The sequence below is a fragment of the Oenococcus sicerae genome (assembly GCF_004102045.2).
GTDB lineage: Bacteria > Bacillota > Bacilli > Lactobacillales > Lactobacillaceae > Oenococcus > Oenococcus sicerae.
The window spans coordinates 1,476,664-1,502,274 of the sequence record NZ_CP029684.2 but is presented as its reverse complement, the minus strand read 5'-3'; the positions used below and the strand labels follow the sequence as shown (position 1 = coordinate 1,502,274).

General features: G+C 38.5%; 26 protein-coding genes and 2 tRNA genes. 4 read left to right on the top strand and 24 right to left on the bottom strand.

Annotated elements, in window-relative coordinates; all coding sequences use genetic code 11:
• Window positions 1-17: 17 nt before the first annotated feature.
• The 10 genes from DLJ48_RS07685 to DLJ48_RS07640 form a co-directional block, all read right to left on the bottom strand.
• Window positions 18-4,331 (bottom strand): PolC-type DNA polymerase III, encoded by a 4,314-nt coding sequence (locus DLJ48_RS07685; RefSeq protein WP_128686886.1) that lies wholly within the window; start codon window positions 4,329-4,331, stop codon window positions 18-20.
• Between the two features lie 5 nt (window positions 4,332-4,336).
• Window positions 4,337-6,049: a proline--tRNA ligase gene (locus DLJ48_RS07680; RefSeq protein ID WP_128686885.1), complete on the bottom strand. Its 1,713-nt coding sequence runs from the start codon at window positions 6,047-6,049 to the stop codon at window positions 4,337-4,339.
• A 3-nt stretch (window positions 6,050-6,052) separates the two neighbouring features.
• Entirely contained in the window at window positions 6,053-7,318 is a 1,266-nt protein-coding gene (gene rseP, locus DLJ48_RS07675) for an RIP metalloprotease RseP (RefSeq protein WP_128686884.1), read from the bottom strand.
• Complete coding sequence (locus DLJ48_RS07670; protein ID WP_128686883.1) at window positions 7,319-8,116, bottom strand: phosphatidate cytidylyltransferase; 798 nt, start codon at window positions 8,114-8,116, stop codon at window positions 7,319-7,321.
• Complete coding sequence (locus tag DLJ48_RS07665) at window positions 8,113-8,877, bottom strand: isoprenyl transferase (protein WP_128686882.1); 765 nt, start codon at window positions 8,875-8,877, stop codon at window positions 8,113-8,115. The genes DLJ48_RS07670 and DLJ48_RS07665 overlap by 4 nt, the downstream gene beginning before the upstream one ends.
• Window positions 8,877-9,422, bottom strand: a complete 546-nt coding sequence (gene frr / locus DLJ48_RS07660) for a ribosome recycling factor (protein WP_128686881.1) — start codon at window positions 9,420-9,422, stop codon at window positions 8,877-8,879. The genes DLJ48_RS07665 and frr overlap by 1 nt, the downstream gene beginning before the upstream one ends.
• Entirely contained in the window at window positions 9,419-10,150 is a 732-nt protein-coding gene (pyrH, locus tag DLJ48_RS07655; RefSeq protein WP_128686880.1) for a UMP kinase, read from the bottom strand. Before pyrH ends, frr begins: the two co-directional genes overlap by 4 nt.
• A gap of 3 nt (window positions 10,151-10,153) precedes the next feature.
• Window positions 10,154-11,032: a translation elongation factor Ts gene (gene tsf, locus DLJ48_RS07650; protein WP_128686879.1), complete on the bottom strand. Its 879-nt coding sequence runs from the start codon at window positions 11,030-11,032 to the stop codon at window positions 10,154-10,156.
• Between the two features lie 46 nt (window positions 11,033-11,078).
• Entirely contained in the window at window positions 11,079-11,870 is a 792-nt protein-coding gene (rpsB, locus tag DLJ48_RS07645) for a 30S ribosomal protein S2 (RefSeq protein ID WP_128686878.1), read from the bottom strand.
• A gap of 136 nt (window positions 11,871-12,006) precedes the next feature.
• Complete coding sequence (locus tag DLJ48_RS07640; protein ID WP_128686877.1) at window positions 12,007-12,999, bottom strand: GIY-YIG nuclease family protein; 993 nt, start codon at window positions 12,997-12,999, stop codon at window positions 12,007-12,009.
• A gap of 12 nt (window positions 13,000-13,011) precedes the next feature.
• Between DLJ48_RS07640 and DLJ48_RS07635 the strand changes: the two genes are divergently transcribed.
• Window positions 13,012-13,644, top strand: a complete 633-nt coding sequence (locus tag DLJ48_RS07635; RefSeq protein WP_419776161.1) for a lysophospholipid acyltransferase family protein — start codon at window positions 13,012-13,014, stop codon at window positions 13,642-13,644.
• Window positions 13,645-13,670: 26 nt separating this feature from the next.
• Here DLJ48_RS07635 and DLJ48_RS07630 read toward each other — a convergent pair whose 3' ends face one another.
• Together DLJ48_RS07630 and DLJ48_RS07625 are read right to left on the bottom strand one after the other, a co-directional pair.
• On the bottom strand, window positions 13,671-13,877 hold the full coding sequence (locus DLJ48_RS07630; protein WP_128686875.1) for a YneF family protein: 207 nt from the start codon (window positions 13,875-13,877) through the stop codon (window positions 13,671-13,673).
• A 3-nt stretch (window positions 13,878-13,880) separates the two neighbouring features.
• Window positions 13,881-14,186 (bottom strand): DUF896 domain-containing protein, encoded by a 306-nt coding sequence (locus DLJ48_RS07625; RefSeq protein WP_128686874.1) that lies wholly within the window; start codon window positions 14,184-14,186, stop codon window positions 13,881-13,883.
• Between the two features lie 128 nt (window positions 14,187-14,314).
• On the opposite strand from DLJ48_RS07625, the gene lexA reads away from it, so the two are divergent.
• Entirely contained in the window at window positions 14,315-14,953 is a 639-nt protein-coding gene (gene lexA, locus DLJ48_RS07620) for a transcriptional repressor LexA (RefSeq protein WP_128686873.1), read from the top strand.
• Between the two features lie 10 nt (window positions 14,954-14,963).
• On the opposite strand, the gene DLJ48_RS07615 is transcribed toward lexA, so the two are convergent.
• Window positions 14,964-15,407: a nucleoside 2-deoxyribosyltransferase gene (locus DLJ48_RS07615; RefSeq protein ID WP_128686872.1), complete on the bottom strand. Its 444-nt coding sequence runs from the start codon at window positions 15,405-15,407 to the stop codon at window positions 14,964-14,966.
• A gap of 13 nt (window positions 15,408-15,420) precedes the next feature.
• A complete protein-coding gene (locus DLJ48_RS07610) occupies window positions 15,421-16,608 on the bottom strand; it encodes a hydroxymethylglutaryl-CoA synthase (protein ID WP_128686871.1) in 1,188 nt (395 codons plus the stop codon).
• A gap of 127 nt (window positions 16,609-16,735) precedes the next feature.
• On the opposite strand from DLJ48_RS07610, the gene DLJ48_RS07605 reads away from it, so the two are divergent.
• A tRNA-Ser gene (locus tag DLJ48_RS07605) sits at window positions 16,736-16,824 on the top strand.
• Window positions 16,825-16,860: 36 nt separating this feature from the next.
• Window positions 16,861-17,673, top strand: coding sequence for a CPBP family glutamic-type intramembrane protease (locus DLJ48_RS07600; protein ID WP_243148567.1), 813 nt, complete (start codon window positions 16,861-16,863; stop codon window positions 17,671-17,673).
• Here the strand turns inward: DLJ48_RS07600 and holA are convergent.
• The 10 genes from holA to DLJ48_RS07550 all read right to left on the bottom strand — a co-directional run bounded on the left by holA (window position 17,659) and on the right by DLJ48_RS07550 (window position 25,601).
• On the bottom strand, window positions 17,659-18,654 hold the full coding sequence (gene holA / locus DLJ48_RS07595; protein ID WP_128686869.1) for a DNA polymerase III subunit delta: 996 nt from the start codon (window positions 18,652-18,654) through the stop codon (window positions 17,659-17,661). The genes DLJ48_RS07600 and holA overlap by 15 nt on opposite strands.
• A complete protein-coding gene (locus DLJ48_RS07590) occupies window positions 18,641-20,968 on the bottom strand; it encodes a DNA internalization-related competence protein ComEC/Rec2 (RefSeq protein WP_243148565.1) in 2,328 nt (775 codons plus the stop codon). Before DLJ48_RS07590 ends, holA begins: the two co-directional genes overlap by 14 nt.
• A complete protein-coding gene (locus DLJ48_RS08505; protein WP_161566126.1) occupies window positions 20,919-21,566 on the bottom strand; it encodes a ComEA family DNA-binding protein in 648 nt (215 codons plus the stop codon). The genes DLJ48_RS07590 and DLJ48_RS08505 overlap by 50 nt, the downstream gene beginning before the upstream one ends.
• A 67-nt stretch (window positions 21,567-21,633) precedes the next feature.
• The gene (locus DLJ48_RS07580) at window positions 21,634-22,140 is read right to left on the bottom strand and encodes a phosphoesterase (RefSeq protein ID WP_128686867.1); all 507 of its coding nucleotides are present in this window, start codon (window positions 22,138-22,140) and stop codon (window positions 21,634-21,636) included.
• Between the two features lie 2 nt (window positions 22,141-22,142).
• Window positions 22,143-23,231, bottom strand: coding sequence for a M24 family metallopeptidase (locus DLJ48_RS07575; RefSeq protein WP_128686866.1), 1,089 nt, complete (start codon window positions 23,229-23,231; stop codon window positions 22,143-22,145).
• 54 nt (window positions 23,232-23,285) lie between these two features.
• Entirely contained in the window at window positions 23,286-23,606 is a 321-nt protein-coding gene (gene rpmA, locus DLJ48_RS07570; protein ID WP_128686865.1) for a 50S ribosomal protein L27, read from the bottom strand.
• 11 nt (window positions 23,607-23,617) lie between these two features.
• Window positions 23,618-23,920 (bottom strand): 50S ribosomal protein L21, encoded by a 303-nt coding sequence (gene rplU / locus DLJ48_RS07565; RefSeq protein WP_128686864.1) that lies wholly within the window; start codon window positions 23,918-23,920, stop codon window positions 23,618-23,620.
• Between the two features lie 120 nt (window positions 23,921-24,040).
• Entirely contained in the window at window positions 24,041-24,556 is a 516-nt protein-coding gene (locus DLJ48_RS07560; protein WP_128686863.1) for a hypothetical protein, read from the bottom strand.
• 8 nt (window positions 24,557-24,564) lie between these two features.
• A tRNA-Arg gene (locus DLJ48_RS07555) sits at window positions 24,565-24,638 on the bottom strand.
• A gap of 39 nt (window positions 24,639-24,677) precedes the next feature.
• The gene (locus DLJ48_RS07550) at window positions 24,678-25,601 is read right to left on the bottom strand and encodes a hypothetical protein (RefSeq protein ID WP_128686862.1); all 924 of its coding nucleotides are present in this window, start codon (window positions 25,599-25,601) and stop codon (window positions 24,678-24,680) included.
• Between the last annotated feature and the right edge of the window lie 10 nt (window positions 25,602-25,611).

Here is a 25,611-nt window from a genome sequence, read left to right as displayed (position 1 = left end):
TTATGACATTTTTAGGGTTAAATGGCAAATAAGTCCATTTGATTAGCGTCGGTCATCCCATCTAACATATGATTTTGATCCATGAATTCAATCAAAGTTTTATTAACTGATCCGCGTTTTGCCAAATCCTCTTTTGAAATAAATTCATGTTCGGCTCGAGCAGCCACGATTGTTTTAGCAACGTTGTCGCCTAGACCCTGCAAAGCAATAAAGGGCAAAATAATCTGATTGCCATTGATTTTCCAGTCGAAGGCCTCTGACTCGTAAAGATCAACCATTTTAAACTCGATCCCGCGCTGCCAAGCCTCATTGGCAATTTCATATATAGCCAATGTTTTAGCTTCTTCTTTATTCAGATCATTGTAACGGCTGCGATAACTTTTAACGAGGGCCTGCACTTTCGTCTTCCCTTGCGTAATACCGACCGCATCAATTGTTTTATCTTTGGCACGAACTGAGAAATAAGCCGCATAATAAATGGCCGGGAAATAAACTTTGAAAAACGCAATTCTTAACGCAGAAGTCACATACGCCGCCGCATGAGCTCGAGGAAACATATATTGAATTTTCTGCATCGAATCAATATACCAATTGGGAACTTTAGGATGAGACTTCAATATCTCCATGTGTTCAGGCGAAATACCTTTACCTTTACGAACCTTTTCCATGATTTGAAAAGCATCAGAAGATTCAAGACCAAAAGACATTAAATCAGTCATGATCTTATCGCGGGTTCCAATGACAGTACCGATATTAGCTTGACCATTTTTAATCAATTCGTCAGCATTGCCATTCCAAACGTTTGTACCATGTGAAAGGCCAGAAATTTGCAATAATTCACCAAAATTGTGCGGTTTTGTCTGCTCGAGCATGCCACGAACAAAATTAGTTCCAAATTCTGGAATACCAAGGGTTCCAGTATTCGACATAATTTCTTCTGCGGTGACTCCCAAAGCCTTTGGTGAAGTGAATAGTGATATAACACCGGAGTCGTTCACAGGGATCGTCTTTGGATCAATTCCTGACATATCCTGCAAAGCTCGCAATAGTGTCGGATCATCATGACCTAGAATATCCATTTTTAAAACATTGTCGTGAATGGAATGATAATCCAAGTGTGTTGTTTTCCAGTTCGAATTAACATCATCAGCCGGATATTGAATTGGCGTGAAATCGTAGACATCATGATCCGACGGAATAATAATAATACCGCCGGCATGCTGACCGGTAGTCCGTTTAACACCTGTAATGCCATCAGACAAGCGGTCTTCTTCGGCTTTTCGATAGTGAAGGTCATTTGCTTCTTCGTAGTTTTTAACCATACCGTAAGCCGTTTTTTCAGCAACTGTGCCAATAGTACCGGCTCGGAAGACATTATTTTCACCGAACATCACTTTTGTATAGTTGTGAGCGATCGGTTGGTAGTCACCAGAAAAATTTAGATCGATATCAGGTACCTTGTCACCTTTAAAACCCAAAAAAGTTTCAAAAGGAATATTTTGTCCATCGCCGATCAGAATCGTATCATCAAGCGGATTGCGTTTTTCTGGCAAATCAAAACCAGAGGAAACGCTGATATCATCAACGAATTCTGTATAATTGCCATTGATCGAACGATAATGTGGCGGCAAAGGATTGACCTCGGTAATACCCATCATCGTTGCAACCAATGATGATCCAACAGACCCACGAGAGCCAACTAAATAACCGTCTTTATTGGATTTAGCCACTAATCGCTGACTAATGACATAAATAACCGCATAACCATTACCGATAATGGCATTTAATTCCCGATCCAAACGCTTTTGAATAATATCAGGCAAAGGATCACCATACATTTCTTTTGCACGAGCGAAAGTCTTTTTCCGCAAAATATCCTCTGAACCCTCGATTTTCGGTGTTGATAGACCATTTTTTAGTGGTTGAACATCATCGATCATGTCGTTGATCTTATGTGTATTTTCAACAACGATCTCATAGGCTTTCGCTTTACCAAGAAAAGCAAATTCATCGAGCAAAGTCTGCGTCTTTTTCATTGAAAGATCAGCTAAGGTGTATCGTGTTTCACCAGCTGCAGATGATCGAGCAATTTTAGAATTTAAAAGAATCGTGCGATAAATACGATCTTTTTCGCCAAGATAATGAACGTCACCCGTTACAACTAATGGTTTCTTAAGAATTTCAGCCAACTTAACATATTGTTTCACTAAATTGGTCAATAATGCCTGGTCTTTGATAAAACCAGATTCGATCCGAGGCTGGTAATTTTCTAAAGGCTGAACTTCAAGATAATCAAAATTAATTCGTCGAGCTAATTCTTCAGCTTTATCAATACCTTCTCGGGCTAATGTATCAAATAAATCGCCACCGACATCGCCAGAACCGATCAAAAGACCCTCTCGATATTTGGCCAAAAGACTTTTTGGTGTTCGAGAAACACGATAATAGTAATTAATATTTGACTCAGAGACTAACTTGTAAAGATTTTTTAAACCAGTCTGATTCCGTACTAAGATCGACAAATGAGTTGGTCTCGTTTGACGCCAACTAGCATGATCATCGCTATGTTCATTCAGCTGCTGATCAAAAATGACCGCATGATCATCTTCAGCTTCCTTCAAAAACAAATGCAGCAGCATACCAGTTGCAGTCGAATCGTCAATCGCACGATGATGATGCTCTAGATTAACGCTGAACTTTTTTGACAAAAAATCCAATGTATAGCGCCCAAAAGATGGATGAAGCCATCGTGCCAGATTCAAGGTATCAATCACTAAACTATCGATTTTAGGCATTTGATGCATCGAAAGCGCATGATTGACAAAACCATAATCGAATTTAATAACATTGTGGCCAGATAAAATCGTACCCGCATAAAAATCCTGAAACAGCTTCAAAACCTCTGCCTCAGGTTTGCTATCTTTGACAAGATCATCAGTAATACCAGTTAAATTGATCGTCTGTTCGGATAAAGGAAAACCAGGGTTGATGAATTCGTCAAAAGTATCAATAACCACGCCATTTTTCATCTTCACGGCTGATAATTGAATGATTTTATCGTTGACAGCCGATAGACCCGTTGTTTCAATATCAAAAATAGTGTACAACTGGTCTTTTAAAACCTCGTGCTGTGTATTGATTGCGATTGGTTCGCCATCTTCAACATAATTCACTTCCAGGCCATAAATAGCTTTAACAGCATATTTTTTGCTTGATGCTGCCGCCTCTGGAAACGCTTGAACACCAGCATTATCCATAATTGCCAAAGCTTCTTGATCCCATTGAGCAGCTTGACTAAACAGCTCACTAGCTGAGTTAACAGCATTTAAAGCTGTCATAGTTGTATGCGCATGCAGCTCAATGCGCCGTTTTTGGCCCTCTGCAATCGGATCAGAATCACTTTCCTTTTCGATCGTTTGCATATCGTTAATATTGAGCGACAGTTCCCCGCCCATATAGTCATCAACGGCTACCCTGCCTCGGATTTTTACCCAAAGATCGCTAGGCATATTTTTCAGAACTTCATTGTCATGCTTACTTCTTGAGAAAACTTTTGCTGAAACAGAATTCGTATAATCCGTGATCTCAATTGTTAAAATTGCCCCGCCACGTTTGGTTTCGCGATAATCAGACTTAAATAAGTAACCTTCGACGACGACATTATCGCCATCATTGATCTCATCTAGAATCGTTAACTTGGCTGAATCCGAAATAGGATTTCCAAGTAAAACATTAGATTTGAAATTTGGTTCAGCAGTCTGCGCAACTTCACTGGCTGATTCGTGAATTTCAGCTGCTTGCGAGTTCGCAAAGCGTTCTTGTATTTCGGCTTGTTTCTTGCTATCGATCGCAAAAACAAATGGCAAATCAACACCCAAGGAAACGTATGCCTGATCAATCAGCCCTTTAAGATTGGAAAAATAATCGATACCGGCCTGAGTCATTAATAAAGCCTCGAGCTGTTCGCCTGTGTTCACAAATTCAATCCCTCTAGAAATTTCATTAGTGTAGGGTGTGTTGTGAGCAATGAGCGCCAAAACAAGATTCCAATAATCGTTTAGCTGGACAGTTGTGGCTTTTTTTTCAATTTTAAAACGAAATTCAGAATGAATATTTTCTTTGGAAAAAATTGCTTTGGCATCTAAAATAAAACGTGCTAAAGAAGTCGTGTCCAAAAAAACATCACTGCTAAGCTCAAAAAGCCATTTACGTTGTTCCGGAAATACTTGAACATCGTTTAGTACAGCTCCCCGCAGTTGATCGATTAGGTCATCTTGGCCATGGCCAATTTGTTTCAGCAAAATTTGTAGTTTAGATTGATTTTCAGACATTAAAGTTATTTTAGTTCATTGAATTTATCTTTGGCGTATGAAACAACATCATCAGCAGAAATATCTGTTGTTTCGCTTTCATTTCTAGCTTTCATTTCTAATTTTCGCTCCGCTGCAGAACGGCCAACCACGATACGAAGCGGGATACCAATTAAATCCGAATCAGCAAATTTAACGCCCGGACGTTCCTTGCGATCATCAACAAGGACATCGAATCCAGCTGTTTTCAATTTTGTTTCTATCTCTTCGGTCAGTTCATTTTGAAGCTGATCTTTTGTATTCATCGTGATCAAATGAATATCAAAAGGTGCTACTGATTTTGGCCAGATAAAACCATTTTCATCGTTTGACTGTTCTGCAATCGCGGATAGTAATCGAGAAATACCGATACCATAAGAACCCATGATAATATCAGTAAGCTTACCTTTTTCATTTTGGATTTGGCCACCCATTTTGCTGCTATAGAAAGTACCAAGTTTGAAAATATGACCAATTTCAATTCCTTTTGTAAAGACTAATTTGCCTTGTCCATCAGGAGAAACGGCTCCTTCTTTAGCTGTCAGGAAATCACCAATTTCAAAATTACTTAGGTCACGATCTAAATTAAAATTGGCAAAATGTTTACCATCTTGATTAGCACCAACGAACCAATTTGACTCATTTTCAAGTGTACGATCAGCCAAGATTTTGATCTTGTCCTGATCTAAACCAATCGGTCCTAAAGAACCAAAATGTGCTGAAAATCGATCAAACACAGTCAGTGCATCAGCTTCAATTAACTTGTCAGCATGCAAAAAATTTTTAACTTTCGTTTCATTCACTTCATAATCACCTGGCAATAGAACAGTCACCAATTGGTTATCAGCTTTAAAAACAATACACTTTGCAATTTTATGTAAGGCTACTTTTAAATAATCGGCATCATCTTGTGCTGTTTTGGTATTTGGCGTATCAACTAGAACCATTTTCTCAGCCGTTTCCACAGGTACTTTCTTTTCAAAAAACTCCTCAGCCATTTCGATATTCGCTGCATAATTTCCTTGATCGGAGTAGGCAATAATATCTTCACCTGTCGCTGCGATCGCTTGAAATTCTGCCGAAGCCTTGCCACCCATTGCGCCTGCATCGGCGATAATTTCACGAAAATTTAAACCAACTCGATCGAAAATCTTTTTATAAGCCGATTCCATAGCATCGTAAGCATCGTCAAGCCCCTTTGAGTCAGCAGAAAAAGAATAAGCATCTTTCATAATGAATTCACGGCCGCGAAGCAAACCGTTTTTTGGACGCAATTCATCACGAAATTTTTGTTGAATCTGATAAACGATCAAGGGCAATTTCTTGTAAGATTTTATTTCATCGGAAATAATTCTCGTAAAAGTTTCTTCATGCGTTGGCGCCATGATGAAATCACGATCATGCCGATCTTTTAATTGATACATCTGCGGGCCATAAGTATAAAAACGACCAGATTCTTTCCACAGTTCAGCAGGAATTATTTCTGGCATCAGCATTTCATTGGCACTTATTTCAGCCATTTCCTGTCTGATAATTGTCTCGATTTTATTAATAATTCTATCTGCTAGAGGCAAATAAGCATAGATACCGCCTGCAACTTGTCTCACAAAACCGCCTCTCAGCATAAAAATATGGCTCTTAACCTGAGCTTCAGCCGGCACTTCCTTTTCTGTTGGAATAAATAATTTGGATTGTTTCATCTTTCACCTCAATAAATCATTAATCGTAACTGCGATCATTAATAAAATCATAAAAACAGCGCCGGCAATCGTAACAGATTGGTTAATTTTGTCAGACAAAGGTTTGTGCCTTATGGCTTGAATCAAATTTAATAAAAGTTTACCGCCATCTAGGACTGGAATTGGAATGAGATTAAAAATACCGATATTCAAACTGAGAAAAGCTGTTAAATTAACCAAACTGAGAAAACCATCGGAGGCTGCCGTACTTGTTGTCTTAGCAATTTCAACAGGACCACCAAGCTGGTTTAGACTCGGATGAACGATTAAATGCCCTAAAGCCAGCCAAATCGAACTGGCACCATTGATAAATGTTGAATAGGCATAACGAATGCGATTTGAGAAACCACTAGTTGTATATTGTTCGACGCCAATCAAATAACGTGTCTGACCAGATTCAACTATTTTTTTTGGTTTAATTCTGATCACTTTCGTCTTGTGTTGCCGCCTATAAGTCACCTTGACCGTTTGCCCTTTTTGCTGCGAAATAGCACTAGTTAATTGGTTCCAATTCGAAACCTTCGTGGAATTGATTTTCGTGATCAGATCACCTTTTTTCAGGCCCTGCTGAGCCGCTGGATAATGCGCAATTGGTGAAATCTGGGAATTCGATACAGGAACTTTTGCAAATGCAAAAGCAATACCAATAAACAGAACAATGGCTAAAACGAAATTCATGAAAGGACCAGCAAAGTTAACAATTGCTTGTTTCCAAATGGCGATATGTGTCAATTGACGCTCTCTTGGTGCAATTTGAATAATTCTATCTTTCTCAACTCTAATTTGCGTTTTTGTTGATAATTGATAGCTGACCTCGTCACCAGTATTCTGGTCGCTTATGCCCGAAATCATCAATTTATTGCTCAAATCAATAGCCGTAATTCGTAGAACCTGTTCGCTAACATCATCATTATCATCCGAAATATCAATAAAATTGACTGTTTTGTCATCAGAGAATTTAATTTTAACGACTTTTCCAGGACGCAGATCATTTAAGTATTCGTTGTCCTGATCCGCACCAGCCATCAAAACGTAGCCACCAACCGGTAAAAGCCGAAGTACGTAGTTCGTGCCATTTTTATTTTTACCAAAAATTTTAGGTCCCATACCAATCGAAAACTCATAAACAACTACGCCAAATTTTTTTGCAGCAAAAAAATGACCAAATTCATGAATAGTTATGATCACACCGAAGACGACAATAAAAGCAACGATAGATGTTAAATTCATTTAGGCTAACCCCAGCAAAATAATCATGGGCATGACGAGCAGCATTGAATCAAAACGATCTAGAATACCGCCGTGCCCTGGCAGAATATTGCCTGAATCCTTCACTCCGTAAAAACGTTTTAAAGCAGATTCAACCAAATCACCAAATTGTCCAATAATTGAAAGAAAAATCGTGACCAAAATGATTTCGACTAAATCGAAATTTGGCGCAAAATTGCTATAAAGCGCAAAAATAATGCCAACTATCGAAGCAACCAAGCTGCCGCCGATCGAACCTTCCCAAGTCTTATTTGGGCTTATCTTAGGAATTAATTTATGTTTACCAAACTTGCGGCCAATTATGTATGCAAAGCTATCAGTCAGCCAAACAATGATCAGACCAAAAACAAAAGCCTGCCAATTTTCCGAACGGGCTTGTAAGAAAAAGTGAAAACCAAAACCTATATATAAAACACTCAAAACAAGCGAACCGGCATCATCGAAAGTCAATTTATTATTTGATAACACAGTTGTTAAAAGTATTAGCAAAATAAAAAAATAAATTAACGTATGCTGATTGAAAAAAGTTGGCGAAGGTAAGGCAATCCAAAAACTATTAGGTAAGATCGTAATGGTCACAGCTATAAACGAAATGACCGCTTCAAAACTCACTAATAGCCGCTTTTTCATAAATAAAAGTTCGCCAACAGCTATCATGCCAAGCAAGGTCATTAAAATGGTCAGCGGAATGCCGCCCTTGACGACAAAAGGAACAAAAATTAGTAAGGCAACAACGCCTGTAATTACTCGTGTTTTCATGATTCCTTAATGTTACCAAAACGACGGTCACGATTTCCATAGGCCGCCAAAGCTTCTTCAAAATCTTCAGCAGTATAATCAGGCCACAGCTTGTCAGAAAAATAGAACTCAGAGTAAGCAGCTTGCCACAACAAAAAATTACTGATTCTTTGTTCTCCGGAAGTTCTGATAATCAAATCTGGGTCCGCATGATCACCCAACGAATTCGTTGATAAATTTGCACTAATCAGTTGTTCGTCAATTTCATCCGTCTTAATTTTGCCCTTTAAAACTTGGTCAACGATTGATTTTGTCGCGTCAATGATCTCCGTGCGACTGCCATAATTCATGGCAAAATTCAAAATCATCCCGGTATTATCGCACGTATCATTGATAGCATTATAGACGGCTCTTCGAGTTGCTTCAGGCAAACCATCTAATTCGCCGATTGCCTCCACTTTAATATTATTTTCAATTAGTTCAGGGACAAAAGTATTGAAAAAATCAATCGGCAGTTTCATCAAATAATTGACTTCATCACTTGGTCGGCCCCAATTTTCAGTTGAAAAAGCAAAAAGAGTTAATATTTTAACGCCAAAATTATTCGCTGCAAGTGTGATTGTTTTAACAGTTTGGACACCAGCTTTGTGGCCAAAAATTCTCGGTTTATGCTGACGCTTAGCCCAACGGCCATTACCATCCATAATGATTGCAACATGTTCGGGCAAGATGACTTCTACTTTATTGCTATCTTTTGTTTTGGTCATCTTGAATAATGCCATCAAATCTCCATTAATTCTTTTTCTTTGTTTACTGCAATTTGATCGAGTTCTTTGATCTCATCATCGGTTGCTTTTTGAATATCGTCCTCAGTTTTATGTCGTAAATCTTCTGGAACGTCTTTATCTTTTTTTAAATCAGCCATAAAATCATGGCGGGTATTTCTAGCCGCGACTTTGGCTTTCTCAGCTTCAGCTTTAACTTGTTTAACTAGTTCCTTACGGCTGTCTTCAGTGAGAAGAGGAATAATTAAGCGGATTGCAACACCATCGTTTTGTGGTGTCAACCCTAAATCACTAGCAAAGATCGCTTGTTCGATAGCTTTTAAAGACGTTTTATCATAAGGTGCGATCAATAGAACACGAGCTTCTGGAACTTGAATACTTGCCAACTGGTTTAAAGGCGTTGGTGCACCATAATATTCAACTTGTACCTTATTCAAAATGCTTGGATTAGCACGCCCAGCTCGAATGTTGGTTAAATCATTCTGTAGCGCTTTGCTCACTTTACTCATGCGTTCTTTGACTTCTTTTAGATTAATTGTCATCTTGCTCCCTTAATCACCGTGCCGATATCTTGACCCTCAATCGCCTTTTTAATATTGCCGGTTTCATTTAAATTGAAAACAACTAACGGCATGTGGGTATCTTTGGCCATTGCACCAGCAGTTGAATCCATAACTTTCAAATTCTTCTGTAGAACCTCATCGTATGTTAATTCTGAAAATTTTGTTGCCTCAACATTTTTTCGCGGATCCGAATCATATACACCATCAACACCATTTTTACCCATCAAAATTGCATCAGCATCGATTTCAGCTGCCCGGAGCGCAGCCGTTGTGTCGGTGGAAAAATAAGGCGATCCAGTACCAGCACCAAAAATTACAATTCGGCCCTTTTCAAGATGACGAATTGCTCGGCCCCTAATGTAAGGTTCAGCAATCTGGCGCATTTCAATAGCAGTCAAAACGCGTGTGACAACGCCGGCTTGTTCCAATGCATCTGCTAACGATAAGGCATTCATAACAGTACCGAGCATGCCGATATAATCAGCTCTAGCACGATCCATGCCGGCTTTTGCTGCTGATTCGCCGCGCCAAAGATTGCCGCCGCCATTTACGATGGCAATTTGCACCTGCGGATAAGTTTTTTTAATATCTGCTAATTCAGTAGCCACTCTACGGACAGTCGGCAAATCAATGCCTGTACCAGCTGAACCGGCCAAGGCTTCGCCTGACAGCTTTAATAAAATACGATGAAACTGAGCTTCAGCCATGGTTTAACCGTTGATCTGCTTAGCAACTTCTTCAGCTAAATTACTTTCTTGTTTCTCAATACCCTCACCAACTTGATAGCGAACAAAAGACTGAATCGTTGCATCCTTTGTTTTGAGATATTCCGCAACTGATTCGCCATCGCCTTTAACAAATGGTTGGTTTAATAAAGCTAATTCATCCAAGAATTTTCCTAAACGGCCTTCAACAATCTTTTCCTTGATATTATCGGGTTTATTAGCAATATCATCAGCTTTTAATTGGGTTTCTTTTTCGTGTTCAACAATTTCTGCAGGAACATCTGCACGACTCAGATATTTCGGTGCAATGGCTGCGATATGCATAGCAACGTCTTTGGCTACAGACTGGTCACTGCCGTTCAGCAATGTAATGACAGAAATCTGGCCGCCCATGTGCGAATAACTGCCAAAAACTTGACTATCTGTCTTTTCAACAATAGCGAAACGACGGAGTGTAATTTTTTCACCAGTGTGAGCAGAAGTCTGTACGATCGTATCGTTCAACGTACCGCCATCAATCGTTAGAGCTAGAGCTGCTTTCAAATCAGCTGGCTTGTTGGCTAAAATAACTTTGGCAGTTAAATGGAGCAAATCCAAAAACTGTTCGTTGGTCGCAACAAAATCAGTTTCAGAATTCAATTCAATGATCACAGCACGATTGCCATCTTCAAGGACATCAGTCATTCCTTCGGCTGCAACGCGATCTGCCTTTTTAGCAGCCTTTGCAACGCCGCGTTCTTTTAAAACGTCGATTGCTTTGGTCATGTCTCCATCAGCCTCAACTAAGGCTTTTTTTGCATCCATGATACCTGCGCTTGTTTTGTCGCGCAATTCTTTAACTAGTGCAGCAGTAATTTTTGCCATTTATTCTTTACCTCACAAAAAATCGCCTAAATAGGCGATATTATTTTTAGTCGTTTGATGTTACTTTATTTTCTGTATCCGAAGTTTGTTGAAAATCACCTTGGCCGTTGTCAGCATTAGCAAAGGTATCTTCAGCAGAATCCTCACCTGCATCTTGGCCTTGACGACCCTCAATAATCGCATCTGCAATCTTAGACGTGATTAATTTAACCGCTCGGATCGCGTCATCATTCGCAGGAATTTTAACATCAACCAAATCGGGGTTGCCATTAGTATCGATCATGGCCACGACCGGAATATTTAAAGTACGTGCTTCTTTAACAGCAATTTCTTCTGTCTTAGGGTCAACAACGAACATCACATCAGGAATATCTTCCATGTCTGCAATTCCACCAAGGAACTTTTCCAACTTTGCTTTTTGTTTACCGAGTTGCGATGCTTCTTTTTTAGGCAGTTTATCAAAACTGCCATCTTCTTCAGCAGCACGAAGTTCCTTTAACTTGTTAATACGTGTCTTAATTGTATTCCAGTTAGTTAAAGTACCACCAAGCCAGCGATGGCTTACATAAGCTACACCAGCTCTTTTAGCCTCTTCTTCGATTGCTTCAGTTGCTTGTTTTTTTGTACCAACAAACAAGAAATTAGCACCATCAGCGGCCTCGCCTTTTACCCAGTTATAGGCATCGTCCGCCATACGTAAAGTTTTTTGTAAATCGATGATATGAATACCATTACGAGATGTAAAGATGTACTCATCCATTCGTGGATCCCAGCGACGGGTCTGATGACCAAAGTGCGCGCCGGCCTCCAAAAGTTCTTTCATTGAAATTGCAGCCATTCTAGGCCTCCTAATGTTTTTGTCCTCGCAAAAGCTTCAAGCGTCCTGCCGACTCAAACGAGCAACGGGCAGAACATCCACTTTATGCTGTGTATTGGCGAATGCCGTTTAATATTTTACCTGAAAGGGCTATTGATTACAAGTTGATATATTTTTCTTTGTCCGCTCGACTGAATTTTTTAAATTTTATTTCAAAACTGAGTGCCTCTCCTTTATTCGAGAATTCCTGACGATAAACAAGTTTTAAAGGATGATGAATTGCCGCTTTTGTAAATTTAGCGCCTTTTTTAGCTTGATGGGTAGCAAAACGGCGATCAACATCGTCACTCGTTCCTGCATACAAATAATTATCTGCTGTTTGAATCACATAAAAGAAATATGGCCGCCTATGCAGAACATCTTTCATTTCATTCGTATATTGATCTTTTTCATTGAAAATTGCCAATGGCTTGTCGACTTTGATCTTATCGTTGCTGCCCTGTTTATTAGCTTTGATTAAGACAAGCTTAGCTTCATGATTTTTTTTGCCATACACGAAACGAATTTTAGTAATTCCAAAATGGCTAGCTTGAAGGACACTAATGACCTCAGCAATTCTCTCAGCCCGGTAAATAAAATAAAGTTTTCCCTTAGATTTTAAATATTTTTGGCTTTGATCAACCAAAACCTGTAAGTTAAAACTTTCTTCATGACGGGCTAAAGTTCGCCGTTCTGATGTGTTTTTTTGAGCATAATTAACCGAGTCAAAATAAGGCGGATTGGCAACGATCGTGTCCAAAGAATTGATAGCGAAAGTGTCTTCAAGTTGATTGACATCACGATTGATACTCTGAACTCTGTTTGATAAGTTGTCTAATTGAATTGATTTAGCTGCCATACGCGACAATTTTTCATCTTTCTCGATTAAAAAAATTTTGCCAAAAGTTTTCAATGCATATAAAAGACCGATCGCACCTGTGCCGGATCCGAAATCAGCCACTATTTGTGTAGCGGACAGTGATTTATCAGCGAAATCAGCCAATAAAAACGCGTCTACACCGAATTTTGGCAGAGAGTCACTTTGGATAATACCGAAATTTTGACTAATTTCTTCAATTTTTTCGTCTTGAGCGAGTATGATTTTTTGCATTTTTATATAATGATAGTCATGTATAGACTAATTTCAGTAATTGTTCGGGCGATTATTTGGTTAATTAACGGCAAAATCAATGTCTACGGTAAAGAAAATATTCCAAAAAATGAGAAGTTCATTTTAGTTGCACCTCATCGAACTTGGTGGGATCCAGTTTGGTTTGCAATCGTGATGTGGCCGATGAGGTTTATTTTTATGGCGAAAAAGGAACTGTTTAAAAACAAATTTCTAGGTTGGTTCATCAGCAGCTTAGGTGCTTTTTCCGTTGATCGAGAACACGCTGGACCCTCAGCTATCAGAATACCAGTTCAAGAATTAAAAACAGGATCACGAAGTTTTATGATCTTCCCTTCAGGATCCAGACATTCATCTCAGCTAGAAGGCGGGGCGATTGTGATTGCCAAAATGTCCGGGAAAAGTCTTCTGCCAGTTGTATACCAGGGACCGCTACAGTTTAAGGGACTTTTCAAACGTGGATCAACCAGTGTTGCTATCGGACCAGCAATAACCGTAGATCGTCACGCGGACAAAGAGCGGGTCATCCTTCAAATGCAGAAGGCTTTTGCAGAATTAGATAAAAAAATTAATAAAGACTGGAAATATGTTGACCAGCATCCAGAAAAAGAAAACTTAGACAAATAAAAACAGACCTCCAAAGGTCTTTTTTTTTAAGAATTTTTTTTCATCTGTGCCATCATTTGGTTAATTTGTTTCTGACTTAAATTTCGGCCCATAGAAGCACCGATCTGTTTAAGCATTTGTTCGTTGATAGGTGGATTTTTCCTTAGATAGCTCTTCAATGTAAAACGGGAAATCAACATACCAGCGGCTAAACCGATAACCAAACCAATTAAGACAAACCATATCCAGTTCATTATTTAACGTAGTCCTTTCTTTTTTTGAACATCAATTACCTTTTTAGGAGTAACTTCCTTTCCATTCTCATCGAAAACCTGCAGCATTTCAACCTGTGACTTAAAAGTTTTACGAAAATTTGCCAAAAACTGTTGTCGTAACTGTTTTTGTTCTAGTTTTTCGGCTTCGTTTAGTCCCTTTAATGATTTTTGTTTTGCAGCCAGCTCATTGATTCGCGCCCGCAGCGCTTGATTTGCCGCCTGTTCATCTTCATCAACGATAAACTTTGCTTCTTTGTGTTCTTGTTCTGATCGTGAATTATCGGCCATCAAATTCTCCTTCTTGTATTATACAAAATTTTGCGTTTTTATTAAATTTCACGAACATGTGTTTGTTTTGATGAGCTTTTTCAGCTATAATTGCATATAGCAATAAGTTAGTAGAAAGGCATTATTTCATGGCAGAGACAAAACAGCTCGGAATTCTTCGTTTTATTTATGATAAACAAAACGAAAAAGGTTATCCACCGACAGTTAGAGAAATAGGTGAAGCTGTTGGCTTGTCCTCTACTTCAACGGTTCATGGGCATATTGATCGTTTAGAAAAACACGGCATGCTGCATAAAGATCCGACCAAACCCAGAGCGATCGAAATTACAGACAAAGGTCTGCGCGCATTGGGTGTGCCTGAAACTCCCGGTAAAGTACCTATTATCGGTCTGGTTACTGCTGGTATGCCGATACTAGCTGTCGAACAAGCTGCTACTGAGTTTTTACCGCTGCCAACAGATCTCGAGCGCTTTGATGGCGATTTATTCGTTTTGCGTGTTTCTGGAACATCAATGATCAATATTGGCATTCTTGACGGTGATATGGTTTTTGTACGTAAACAAGATTATGCAGATAATGGCGATATCGTCGTAGCGATGACCAGTGATTTCGGCAACGGTGAAGCCGAGGCAACTGTTAAGCGTTTCTTTAAAGAAACAGGCCATTATCGTTTGCAACCAGAAAATGACACTATGCCGCCAATTATTGTTCAAAATGTCGCTATTCTGGGTAAAGTCGTTGGTCTTTATCGAAATTCTATTTATTAAAATACCTGTTTTAGATAACTGGTCCCGTATAAGGGACCTTTTTCATTGCATCAAAATCGTAATGCTCAAGTTCCTCAGCTTCCACAAAATAAGCATGCACAGGAACCGAGAGCATTAAGTTCAGCATTGATTTCTTTTCTTGAAAAATAATAACTGGTGTGCCTTTTTTAACTGCGTAACCAATTTCCATGGCAGTGCCAGAATCAACATTTGATCCTTCGAAATCGACGAGCGCAACGATCGCATCAGCCGCTTCAACTGCAGCTAGGTCACCATGGTAAGTAACATCCTGCCACTCAGGACTACCAAACTTAAAGTCCTCATGCTGATGAAATCGTGGATTAAAATACTCAGCAATCGTCGGATTGTTTTCGAGCGCTTTCTCAATTTTCTCAATACGTGTCACTTGTTCATCGTTGAAAAAAGGACTCGCCAAATATATTTTTTTTGCCATACTCACCTCGAAGTTATTTTATCAAAAGTTTAGATACTGCCGCTTTGTAAATTCGTTGATGATTTTTAATTTCAGCCAATTGAAATAGACTTTTGTCATATTCATTCATTAAAGACTGGTCGTCACTGCTTTTTGGAAAAAGCTTGAACAGTTTTTCATATTCCAGAACAGAAAGCCGCTGCCGCGCATTGAGATCTTTTTGAACATGGCTTTTGATTGCTTGCTGATAATTTTCCATTAAAGTTAATGAATAAAGTTCGCCCTCTGCACCACTGCCATATGAAAACATGGCAATCAGGTCTCCAGCTTGAACATCACCATGGTCTAACAGCGAAATTAAGCTTAAATACAAAGATCCAGTGTAAATATTGCCAACCTGACGGCCATAAATTTGGCCAGCCAAACGATTTCGTTCCAAGTTTTGTTGTTGTTGACCATCAGCTTGATCGATTATCTGATCAAGTGCTTTCTTCCCCATTTTCGTAAAAGGCAGATGAAAAACAAAAGCCTTAAAATCAGCGATTCGACGACCTGTCCGTCGGATATAATCTTGCCAAGCATTCGCAAAAAAAGTCTCGTAAGCTTCTTGACTAAATTTCCCCGATACAATAGCATCTGTTTCATCTAATGGCCGCCAAAAATCCATCAAATCCTGTGATTGAAAAACCGAATCATGATTGTAGCCAGCCAGTTTTGGATCTGAACTCACGATCATGGCAACCGCGCCAGCTCCTTGAGTGACCTCTCCTGCGCTTTTTAAACCGTAACGAGCAACATCGGTCGCAACAACCAGCACACGTTCATTTGGATGCAGGCTAACATAATCAAAGGCAGTCATTAAAGCAAAAGTACCTGCATAACAAGCCTGTTTCAATTCGATCGTACGCACGTTTTTTGCCAGATGAAGCATTGTTTGCAGATATACTGCGCCTGATTTAGAATTATCAATGCCCGATTCACTGGCAAACAAGATTTCACTGATGGAATTAATGTAATCGGTAGATTTACCAGTTAAAAGCATCGATCCAGCGCTGGCCGCCATTGTGACTGAATCCTGTGATGGCGGTACAACACTCTGTTTTTCTTGACCAATGCCGATCGTAAATTTATTTGGATCAATACCACGCGCTTTAGCCAAATCAGTCAAGTCTAAATAAAGATTAGGTGTAAAAAAAGATATTTCATCAATGCCAACTGTCATAGATTTAATTATAAATTGAAAACATCAAAAAATTAAGATCAGCTGCATTATTTTAATTTCCATCTGATTAATCTAAATTACAATAGGAAAAAAGCTTTTTTTTTTGCTAGAATTACTTCTGTAGCTCGGAGACATGGCAGAGTGGTAATGCAGCGGACTCGAAATCCGCCGAACCGATGTAGAGTCGGCGCCGGGGTTCGAATCCCCGTGTCTCCTTCGATGAAAAGTCAAAGACAAACACTATTTCGGTCGTTGCAAATTTTTTTTGCAACGATTTTTTCTTTATTATGTGGATCAATTGCCGGTACAGCTATTTTGTCAGTTATTTTTTCTATATTCAAGGCAGTTTTTGGCGCAGGCAGGGTTAGTTATAATTCATTAACGAACAATCAAGTTTACTTGAGTTGGCTTGCTATCATTAGCGAAGCAGCAGCTATTTTTTTTATTTGGTTATTTAATCATTTTGTTTTTAAAATTAAAATTAAATTTATTGATAAAAATTTTCTAAAAGCACTAATTATCGGTTTCCCCACTTTAATTTTTATCGTAATCAATTTTCTAGTTCTATTTGCCAAAGCAATTCATTTATCTTTTTTAAATTACTTTACCGCAATCGTTCTATCATTATTAATTGGTATTTTTGAAGAATATTCGGCGCGCGGAATCATGATTGGCAATTTGGATACCGTAGATGATCAAAGTAAATTCTCCAACTATAGCATTATTATAATCTCAGCTATTTTCTTCTCAGGATTGCATCTATTAAATCTTTTATCAGCAGCTAGTTTACCTGTAACAGGCATTCAAATGATCTACACAATGTCTTTAGGCGTGTTGTTTGGTTTGATTTATTTAACAACAAAAAATTTAACTGCAACAATTTTATTTCATAGCGCGATTGATATGATCGCATTTTTAGCGGACCCGAATGCTATTTTCGGTCTCGGAAATTCCAAAGTAAATCTGCTTGATTTCTCAATAAATGCATTGATTCTTATAGTTGCTTGTATCTATGCAGCTTGGATTCTCCGAATGGTGAAAAAACATCAGCTAAATTTTTCTTGAAACAAAAATTTCAAATAATAAATTTGGATCTAGATTTGTTGATTTAAGTTTCAAATCAATATCGGCCAAATTAAGATAGCTATTACTGATTTCGGAAAAATGTTCAAGACTGGCGAATTGATTAGCTAGCTTTGCTCGATATGGATGAATATGAAGTTTTCTAGCTAAATTATCATCACTTAAAGAAAGACTTTTGGCTTGCAGTAGTAATCGATATTGAGATAAAAGCAGCGCGTTGATCCTGATTGCTGCTTGACCTTGATCTAGCAAATTTTTGTATATTTCAAGTGCTTTTTCGGTTTGTTTTTTATTCAATGCCTCAACCAAATCGAAGGCTGATTCTGTCAATTCGGGCGTAACTAGTGCATCAATGCTTTCCTTGGTAATCAGATGATTTTGGCCATACATAATTAGTTTGCTAAGGTTGTTTATGATCAGACGTAAATTTAAACCAAGGCGTTGTACGTAATAGCTAAGCTCGTTATCTGCAATTGAAATATGTGCCTCATTAAAACGTTTTTTGGTGACTTGAACGATTTCTCTTTGCGAAAGCGGCTGAAAATCAATATTTTCAGCATGATTGGCTAAATTTTTGACAATTTTTTTTCTGCGGTCTAAGGTCAGTCCGACAGCATTGAAAATTAACGTATTTTCCGGCTCTGGATGAGATAAATAGTTGAGTAATAATGTTTCCTCTGATTTTTCCAAGCTGCCTTTTGTCGTCAAAAAAAGTGGATTATCAATGATCACAAAACGACGATTTGCATTAAAGGACAAAGTTGCGGCATCTGCCAAAATTTCACGAATGTTTTGATTGTCATAATTAGCTCGAACAAAATCCCAGGAACGAAAATTTTTATCTACCGAATTTTCGAGTGCTGTGATCGTTTGTTCCGCTACAAAATCTTCATCACCAGTAAAAGAAATAACGGATGGCAATTGCTCATGTTGAAATTGTTTTCTAAAATCATTCGGTGTCATCAAAGTCCTTTGCAAAAGTCTGAAAATAGCTCTTTTTATCAGTATAAACGAAGCGAGTCATGCCATTGGTTTGAGTATTAAAAGATTGAATGTGTAAATCAGAAATAGTTTTCTGCATATCGGATTTCGGGTGTCCATAACGGTTATGCCTGCCTGCAGAAATAATACCAAAACGCACTTGCCAGTCTTGCAAAACCCGTTTGTCACTAGATGTATTTGAACCGTGGTGTCCAAATTTAATTAAATCAACTTTTAATTGTGGATAGCGTTTTTGAATTGCGCTTTCACCTTCTTTAGGCAAATCTCCGGCTGTAAAAACAGTGAGACCACCAATTTTCGTAAACAAAGCAATTGAATCCTCATTCTCAGCCTGGCCCGAAGTAAATGGATGAACGATTTGGAATGGAAAACGATTGATTTTCGTATCGGCTGTTACCTCAATGACTTGCGTTTTATTCAAATATGGCAAAATTTCTTTTTTAAACGCATGTGTTTGCAACATACCGGCTGGAATTAATAAACGGTCTACTCTCATCTGTGCAAATAAATATTTCGCATTGCCAATATGATCCATATCTCCATGAGATAAAACGAGAAAATCAACATGGCCTATACCCTTTGCCTGTAGATAATTCACAATAATCGATTTCGCTTGATTAGAAACAGCAACAGACTGTTGCCAACCTTGTTTCGGCAAAACCACTTTACCACCCGTATCAATTAAAACAGTTTGCTGGTTACCTGGCGTTCTTAAAAGCAGAGCATCGCCCTGACCAATATCGAAAGCTGAAAATTCACCATTTTTTGGCAAATGAATCCAAAGAAAACTGCTGATAAGAATTATGGCAGCGAGGGTTGTTGATATCTTGCGTAATTTTTTTCTTTCATCGAAAGCCAATAAAATTAAAATGACAAGAGGCACAATGAGCCAATCATCCAACTTGCCAAAAACAATTTTTCCAGGTAATTGAGAAATCCATTCAATTAGCTCAGCAAATAATTGGATTAAGTAATTAATTGTGTTTGTTACAATTGGTAGAAAAGGTTGCAGACAGGCCGCAATCGCAATCAAAGGCATTATCACGATACCAAATATCGGTATCGCAAAGAAGTTAGCCGGCGTACTTAGAAGATGCCAAGTGAATTTTGCACCCAAAACGATTGGCATGCTAACCAAACTCATCAATAAACCTTGTTGAAATTTTTTTAAATGACCAATAAAAAGCAAAGAAAAGCTCAGTAAATATGATAATTGGCCACCAATACTAAATAAAATCATCGGTGAAAGTCCAATGCCAATCAATAAAGACCCAGACCAGATTATTTCTTTACTCACCCTGAGATGAAAGAGACCTCCAACGGCCATCAATTCGGCAGCAATGACCGGTCGAAGCAAAGATTGAACGGCTCCAGAAAAGACAAAAAATAATGGCATTGTGGCGGCAATCAAAATAAGTGCATGTTCTTTGCGTAAATGAATTTGCTTGAATAGTTTACGCAAAAAAATAAAAAAATAGCTAACCTGAAAACCGGAAATACTAAAGAGATGGATCAGGCCTAAATCAGTCACTCCGGGATATTGCTGGTAAAAATCATTATCAAGATCACCAATGAATAAGGATCTCGCATATTCTGATAATGGACTTGGCATCACATTTAAATAGTCAATTAATGCTTTTCTGAAAAAGTGAATCCGTTCGTTAATGATATTGAAAATATTTTTCGGCCGCCATTTAGATACCCGTTCGAAACTGCTTTGACTCAGCTGATTTGTGATCGATTGTGTTGAAAAATAATCGCGAACATCAAATTGAAAGAAATTCGTCGCTCTTTGCGGCTTGCCAACGTCTCCGTTAACCAAACAAATCAGATTTTCACGATTGTTTTCCCAAAAAAGCTTTTCAGCAGCTGATTTAATTTTGACATACAATACGATCTTGTGCTTGTGAGTCAGGTCGAATGCCTTGGCTTTCAGCTGATCACCATTAATGATTATTTCATCTGCGTATAATCTTACTTTTATTTGAGCATCTTGCTGATTTGGTAATGTTTGCTGTTGCAAGCTTGTTTGAAAACAGTAAAAACGCAGCAAGAATAATATAACTAAAAAGACAGATGCGAAAATAATTTTTCTGGAATAACACAAAATGACCCTGACGAAAGCAAATAAAAAAAGGCAAACAGTCAAAAGAGAAAAACGAAAATACGTTGCAGTCAAAGCTGCGATCAACAGACCGAGACAAAAATAATTATTTTGAGCAAACTTAGTTAACGCAAACATAATCGAGTAGTTTTTCAACCGTTTTTTGACCAAAACCGGATATTTTTTTTAAATCTTCCACTGATTTAAATTTGCCGTGTTCATCACGATATTTTAAAATTTCCTCAGCTTTTTTTATACCCACGCCTGTAATTGTCTGCAAGGCTGCTGTATCAGCAGTGTTTAGGTCAATTTTAGCCTTCTCTGAGTTTGTGTTACCCGTTGAAGAAACTGTTGAATTAGTATTTGTAGTTGAAAACTGTGTTGGAATGTCCTCGCCTTTTTTCGGTACATAAATAACCTGACCAGCGGTTACCTCCGCAGCTAAATTTAATTTGGTCATATCAGCCTCAGAATTTGCCCCACCAGCCTGATTGATGGCAGATTGTACAATCTCACCCTCATGTATTTTAATCACTTGAGCAGTTAAAACGGCACCTTTAACGTCGACGTAAAAAATCCGTTTTTCTGGTTCGCTGCTTGAACTTTTCTTTAGCGTCGTTTTTGACGTTGAGGAGCTATCAGCAGACGACAATAATTGAACAGGTGCTTTTTCAGTTGATTTTGGAAAAATAAAAAGCAACGCAAAAAGTGTGATACCAAAAATAGCACCACCAATAATCAAAACTTTTGTTTCTATTTTTTTAGACAAAAAAACTTTTACAATAAATGCTCGCATACTTCTTTTTACGAGATTAGTAAAAGTTTTTTAAATTAATTTAATTAGCAAATTTTCCTTTTGAGTAAGGCAGATGCTCGGGAACGTTTGTTGGTGTCTCCGGATCAAAGCTTCGAAGATAATTTACAAAATCATCAAAGCCAGAAGGATAAGCATTTACACCGAAAATCAGTTGTTCACCTTTCAGGCTAGGTGAATGAAAGCGTACCCCCCATTCAACATTCTGATCTGAATCAGGGTCTACTGGTGCACGATAATCCTCAGCCCAGTCCTCAATAAAGCCCAAAGCAACATCGGAATAATGATCCCAAATTCGTGTTAAATCCGTGAATTTTTCATCATATTTCCAATTAAAAGCCGTATGCGTATCTGTTGAGAAATGTGGATTATAAAAATCAAAGTTCTCATCATTGACATCCGCAATCTCAGCTTGAGGCGGCCGCCGTAAATAAAAAGCATGTCCATTAATTCGTTTTGTGTAGACATAATCAAAGCCGTAACTTAAATTGCCAATATAAAAAATTAAATAATCTAATCTGATTGCCATAATTATTTCTCGATTGTGATTAAATCACGTGTAATACCAGCTGTCAAATTCTCAAAACCCTCTTCAGTAACTAAAACATCATCTTCAATACGAACACCAGCTAAACCAGAGAGATAAATTCCAGGTTCGATAGTCAGCATTTGACCACTTGTCGCTTCATCTTCAGAACCCGGTGATACCGCCGGTCCTTCATGAATATTCAGTCCAGCTCCATGACCGCCGCCGTGGTTGTATTCTTTGCCATATCCCTGAGAAGCAATGTATGCTCGTGCCGCTTTGTCAACGTCACTGAGCATAGTATCTGCTTTAACGGCTTGGATTGACAATTCTTGTGCCTTTTTGACAATCTGATAAATTTCTTTTAGTTTTGGAGCTACTTCACCAATAGCGAGTGTGCGAGTGATATCTGATGTGTAATGATTAAAATAATAACCAAAGTCGATCGTCACTAGATCACCCTCTTGAATCCTGCGCAAAGAAGCCGTTCCATGCGGCTTTGCTGAATTTTCACCAGAGGCAACGATTGTATCAAAACTCGCTTTTTCAAGACCTTGGCGGCGTGCAAAGTAATCTAGTTGATCAGCGATTTCCTTTTCTGTTTGTCCGACTTGAATCCAGTCTAAAAGTTGATTAAAAGCCAGAACCGAGCGTTTGGTTGCCTGACGCAGATTTTCCAGTTCTTCTGCATCTTTGATCTCTCGCAAAGCTTCAATCGGAGCTGGTGTCGGTACGAATTCTGATTCTAATTGGCCATCAAGAAAATCAAATACATAAAAAGGCAGATCTTCTTCAAAACCAACTTTTTTTACTTTCCAAGCATTCAGAGCACTGGCTGTATCGCCATAATAATCACGACTAATTTTCAGATCAACGCCAGCCGGCAGTTTGCCATCGAAGGCCTCTTCATAGCGACCATCTGTCACTAATAAAGCATGCTTTCGGTCCAAGCTAAACATACCCTCACCACTACCAGCATCAAAACCAGTTAAATATTCCAGATTGTAACCCTGGTAGACGACCATGGAATCAACTTCTAATACATCAAATAATTTCCTTAATTTGCTGATTCTTTTCACAAATTTATCATTCATCGAGTATACCTACCTAAAAAAAAAAGCGGAAAACCGCTATTTTTGATTAAAAATTTACTTAACTGCGGGTTCGAGCTTTGTATCATATTCTTCACGAGAATAAATAGAAGCTTGACGCTGTGCTTTTCCTTTACGTTCATAGCGAACGACACCATCAGCTAATGCATAAAGTGTATCGTCATCACCACGACCAACGTTAATACCTGGATAAATATGTGTACCACGTTGGCGATAAATAATCGTACCGGCAAGAACGTCTTGGCCATCGGCACGTTTTGCTCCCAGACGACGTCCAGCAGAGTCACGACCGTTGGATGAAGATCCGCCGCCCTTATGGTGGGCTAACTTAATTAGGTTCTGTAATTTTTCTAACATTGTGTGCCTCCTTAAACATTCTCAATCATTACTTTAGTGTATGGCTGGCGGTGACCTTTTTTAACATGGCCATGCTTTTTTGCCTTATATTTAAAGGTAACGACTTTCTTTTCTTTGCCTTGTTTAGCGACTGTTCCAGTAACAGCTGCACCAGAAACATATGGATCACCAAACTTCCCAGAAGCAAGCAACACTTTATCAAAAGTTACTTTATCACCTTCATTTGCTTCGAGTTTTTCAACGAAGATAGCATCTCCTGCTTCGACGCGATACTGCTTTCCACCAGTTTCAATAACTGCGTACTTATTAGCCATTTAGGCCTCCTCTTATACTCACCGTGGCGGTGTGACGAATCACTTGAAACCGCTTCAGAGTGGTTGAAGCATTGCAACAACTGAATTATTGTAACAAAAAAGACCTCAATGGGTCAACGGTCAGCTCTTAATTCCTATTTTGTACAAACGAGAATCAATGCTTAAATCTTTTTCAATCTGGCTAGCAACCTTTTTGGCCTGAGAATCTGACTCAGTCGCTGATTTAGCAGACTGTAAAACAATAATTGAGAACTTCGTGTGCAGGACTGAAGCAATATCGCCATCAATTAAATAATGACCTTTTTGAGCAGCCTCAATCGTTGCCAGGACACCACCGTTCTTGTCACCGGCCGCTGTCTCCAATTTATCAAAATCAGCCGTCGAAAGATTCTCGCCGTTTTGAGCAATCAATTGATCCACGTCCTGCTTAATTTTTGTCACCGTCTTAGGACTCGTTGGTTTATATTTATTTAAATCTTGCAGCAAAACATCAATATTATCTTTCGAACGATTGACTTGCTTAAATTGTTTTTCCGACATCTGAACGCCACCAAAAGATGCTCGAGGATACAAGAAATAAGCTGCCCCAAGCAGAACGATAACGACCGATGCTAAAATCCAAAAACTTTTCTTCATAATTTCAATGCGGAAGGTGGGACTTGAACCCACAACCTGCGGATTAGAACTCCGATGCTCTATCCAGTTGAGCCACTTCCGCGTACCTCTTAGTATAACTAAAAAAGGGTAAAAATTATCATCATCCAGCAAAAAACTCACGGCGGTAAGCAATTTGTAACTTCGCCAAATCATCTAAGTACCAATTTAAAAACCAGTCATATTTTGCTAAAACCGCCATCAGAGACCATTGATCATATAAATCCACTACTTTAAAAGACCACTGAGAGTGTCCGATGGGATCTAAACGCTGTGTTAAATATAATTTCAAGTCTTCATTAAAGCTAATTTCAAATCCATTATCTAAAGCAACGATATCCGTATGATGAGCTTGAGCTAAAATAAAAAGTTTGTCGGTAACAATTGCGGGTAAATCAACTTTATCGATTTCTAAAACAGCATCATTCTCTGGCTGAATCAAATTTAAGTCCAAAGCAAATTGGTCTTCCGAAAGTATCTCGGCCAATTGATTAAATGCTGATGATAAATTAGCAATCTGCTGATCCGTTAGTCTCCTGCCTACCTGCGATGCAATTAACTGAACAAAATCAGATGCATCAATAAAAAAACGTCGATTAAAAATGTCGAGATAAAACAAATTATTTTGCAAACTCGTTTCACGCAAATAAAAGCCACCAGCTGGAATCTGGGCTTTAACAAAATAAAATTCGAAATTCGGCAATGCATCTGCTCTTAAACTGCCAAGTAATTCATTTTCTGAATTTAAAGTCGAAAAAAAAGTAGATCCTTTTAGATTAAAGAGCTTTACCAACATTTGAGATAACCAAAAACTTTCGCTAAAATGAAAAAGCGGTGTTGTTCGTTCGTAACTCTCTAATTGATTTTTCAACAAAACAGACATAGCATCTACTGTTTCAACGGTTGTCTGTGCATTTAAAAAATCAGACAAAGATCGACTAAAAACATCTAGTTGTTGGCTATCGTGTGCGAGTTTTCTTTGAAAATCATTTAAGAATAGTTGAGATTGTGCTGAATCTTTGGTCATTGTATCCCTC

Excerpts from the sequence above, each read along its gene's own strand:
- DLJ48_RS07680 (WP_128686885.1), bottom strand. The coding sequence starts at position 6,049 with ATGAAACAATCCAAATTATTTATTCCAACAGAAAAGGAAGTGCCGGCT.
- DLJ48_RS07575 (WP_128686866.1), bottom strand. The coding sequence starts at position 23,231 with ATGAATGATAAATTTGTGAAAAGAATCAGCAAATTAAGGAAATTATTT.
- rpmA (WP_128686865.1), bottom strand. The coding sequence starts at position 23,606 with ATGTTAGAAAAATTACAGAACCTAATTAAGTTAGCCCACCATAAGGGC.
- frr (WP_128686881.1), bottom strand. The coding sequence starts at position 9,422 with ATGACAATTAATCTAAAAGAAGTCAAAGAACGCATGAGTAAAGTGAGC.
- rplU (WP_128686864.1), bottom strand. The coding sequence starts at position 23,920 with ATGGCTAATAAGTACGCAGTTATTGAAACTGGTGGAAAGCAGTATCGC.
- DLJ48_RS07560 (WP_128686863.1), bottom strand. The coding sequence starts at position 24,556 with ATGAAGAAAAGTTTTTGGATTTTAGCATCGGTCGTTATCGTTCTGCTT.
- DLJ48_RS07610 (WP_128686871.1), bottom strand. The coding sequence starts at position 16,608 with ATGACAGTTGGCATTGATGAAATATCTTTTTTTACACCTAATCTTTAT.
- DLJ48_RS07640 (WP_128686877.1), bottom strand. The coding sequence starts at position 12,999 with ATGCAAAAAATCATACTCGCTCAAGACGAAAAAATTGAAGAAATTAGT.
- DLJ48_RS07685 (WP_128686886.1), bottom strand. The coding sequence starts at position 4,331 with ATGTCTGAAAATCAATCTAAACTACAAATTTTGCTGAAACAAATTGGC.
- DLJ48_RS07615 (WP_128686872.1), bottom strand. The coding sequence starts at position 15,407 with ATGGCAAAAAAAATATATTTGGCGAGTCCTTTTTTCAACGATGAACAA.
- pyrH (WP_128686880.1), bottom strand. The coding sequence starts at position 10,150 with ATGGCTGAAGCTCAGTTTCATCGTATTTTATTAAAGCTGTCAGGCGAA.
- DLJ48_RS07625 (WP_128686874.1), bottom strand. The coding sequence starts at position 14,186 with ATGGCCGATAATTCACGATCAGAACAAGAACACAAAGAAGCAAAGTTT.
- rseP (WP_128686884.1), bottom strand. The coding sequence starts at position 7,318 with ATGAATTTAACATCTATCGTTGCTTTTATTGTCGTCTTCGGTGTGATC.
- DLJ48_RS07670 (WP_128686883.1), bottom strand. The coding sequence starts at position 8,116 with ATGAAAACACGAGTAATTACAGGCGTTGTTGCCTTACTAATTTTTGTT.
- lexA (WP_128686873.1), top strand. The coding sequence starts at position 14,315 with ATGGCAGAGACAAAACAGCTCGGAATTCTTCGTTTTATTTATGATAAA.
- holA (WP_128686869.1), bottom strand. The coding sequence starts at position 18,654 with ATGACACCGAATGATTTTAGAAAACAATTTCAACATGAGCAATTGCCA.
- DLJ48_RS07630 (WP_128686875.1), bottom strand. The coding sequence starts at position 13,877 with ATGAACTGGATATGGTTTGTCTTAATTGGTTTGGTTATCGGTTTAGCC.
- DLJ48_RS07550 (WP_128686862.1), bottom strand. The coding sequence starts at position 25,601 with ATGACCAAAGATTCAGCACAATCTCAACTATTCTTAAATGATTTTCAA.
- DLJ48_RS07580 (WP_128686867.1), bottom strand. The coding sequence starts at position 22,140 with ATGGCAATCAGATTAGATTATTTAATTTTTTATATTGGCAATTTAAGT.
- rpsB (WP_128686878.1), bottom strand. The coding sequence starts at position 11,870 with ATGGCTGCAATTTCAATGAAAGAACTTTTGGAGGCCGGCGCGCACTTT.
- tsf (WP_128686879.1), bottom strand. The coding sequence starts at position 11,032 with ATGGCAAAAATTACTGCTGCACTAGTTAAAGAATTGCGCGACAAAACA.
- DLJ48_RS07665 (WP_128686882.1), bottom strand. The coding sequence starts at position 8,877 with ATGGCATTATTCAAGATGACCAAAACAAAAGATAGCAATAAAGTAGAA.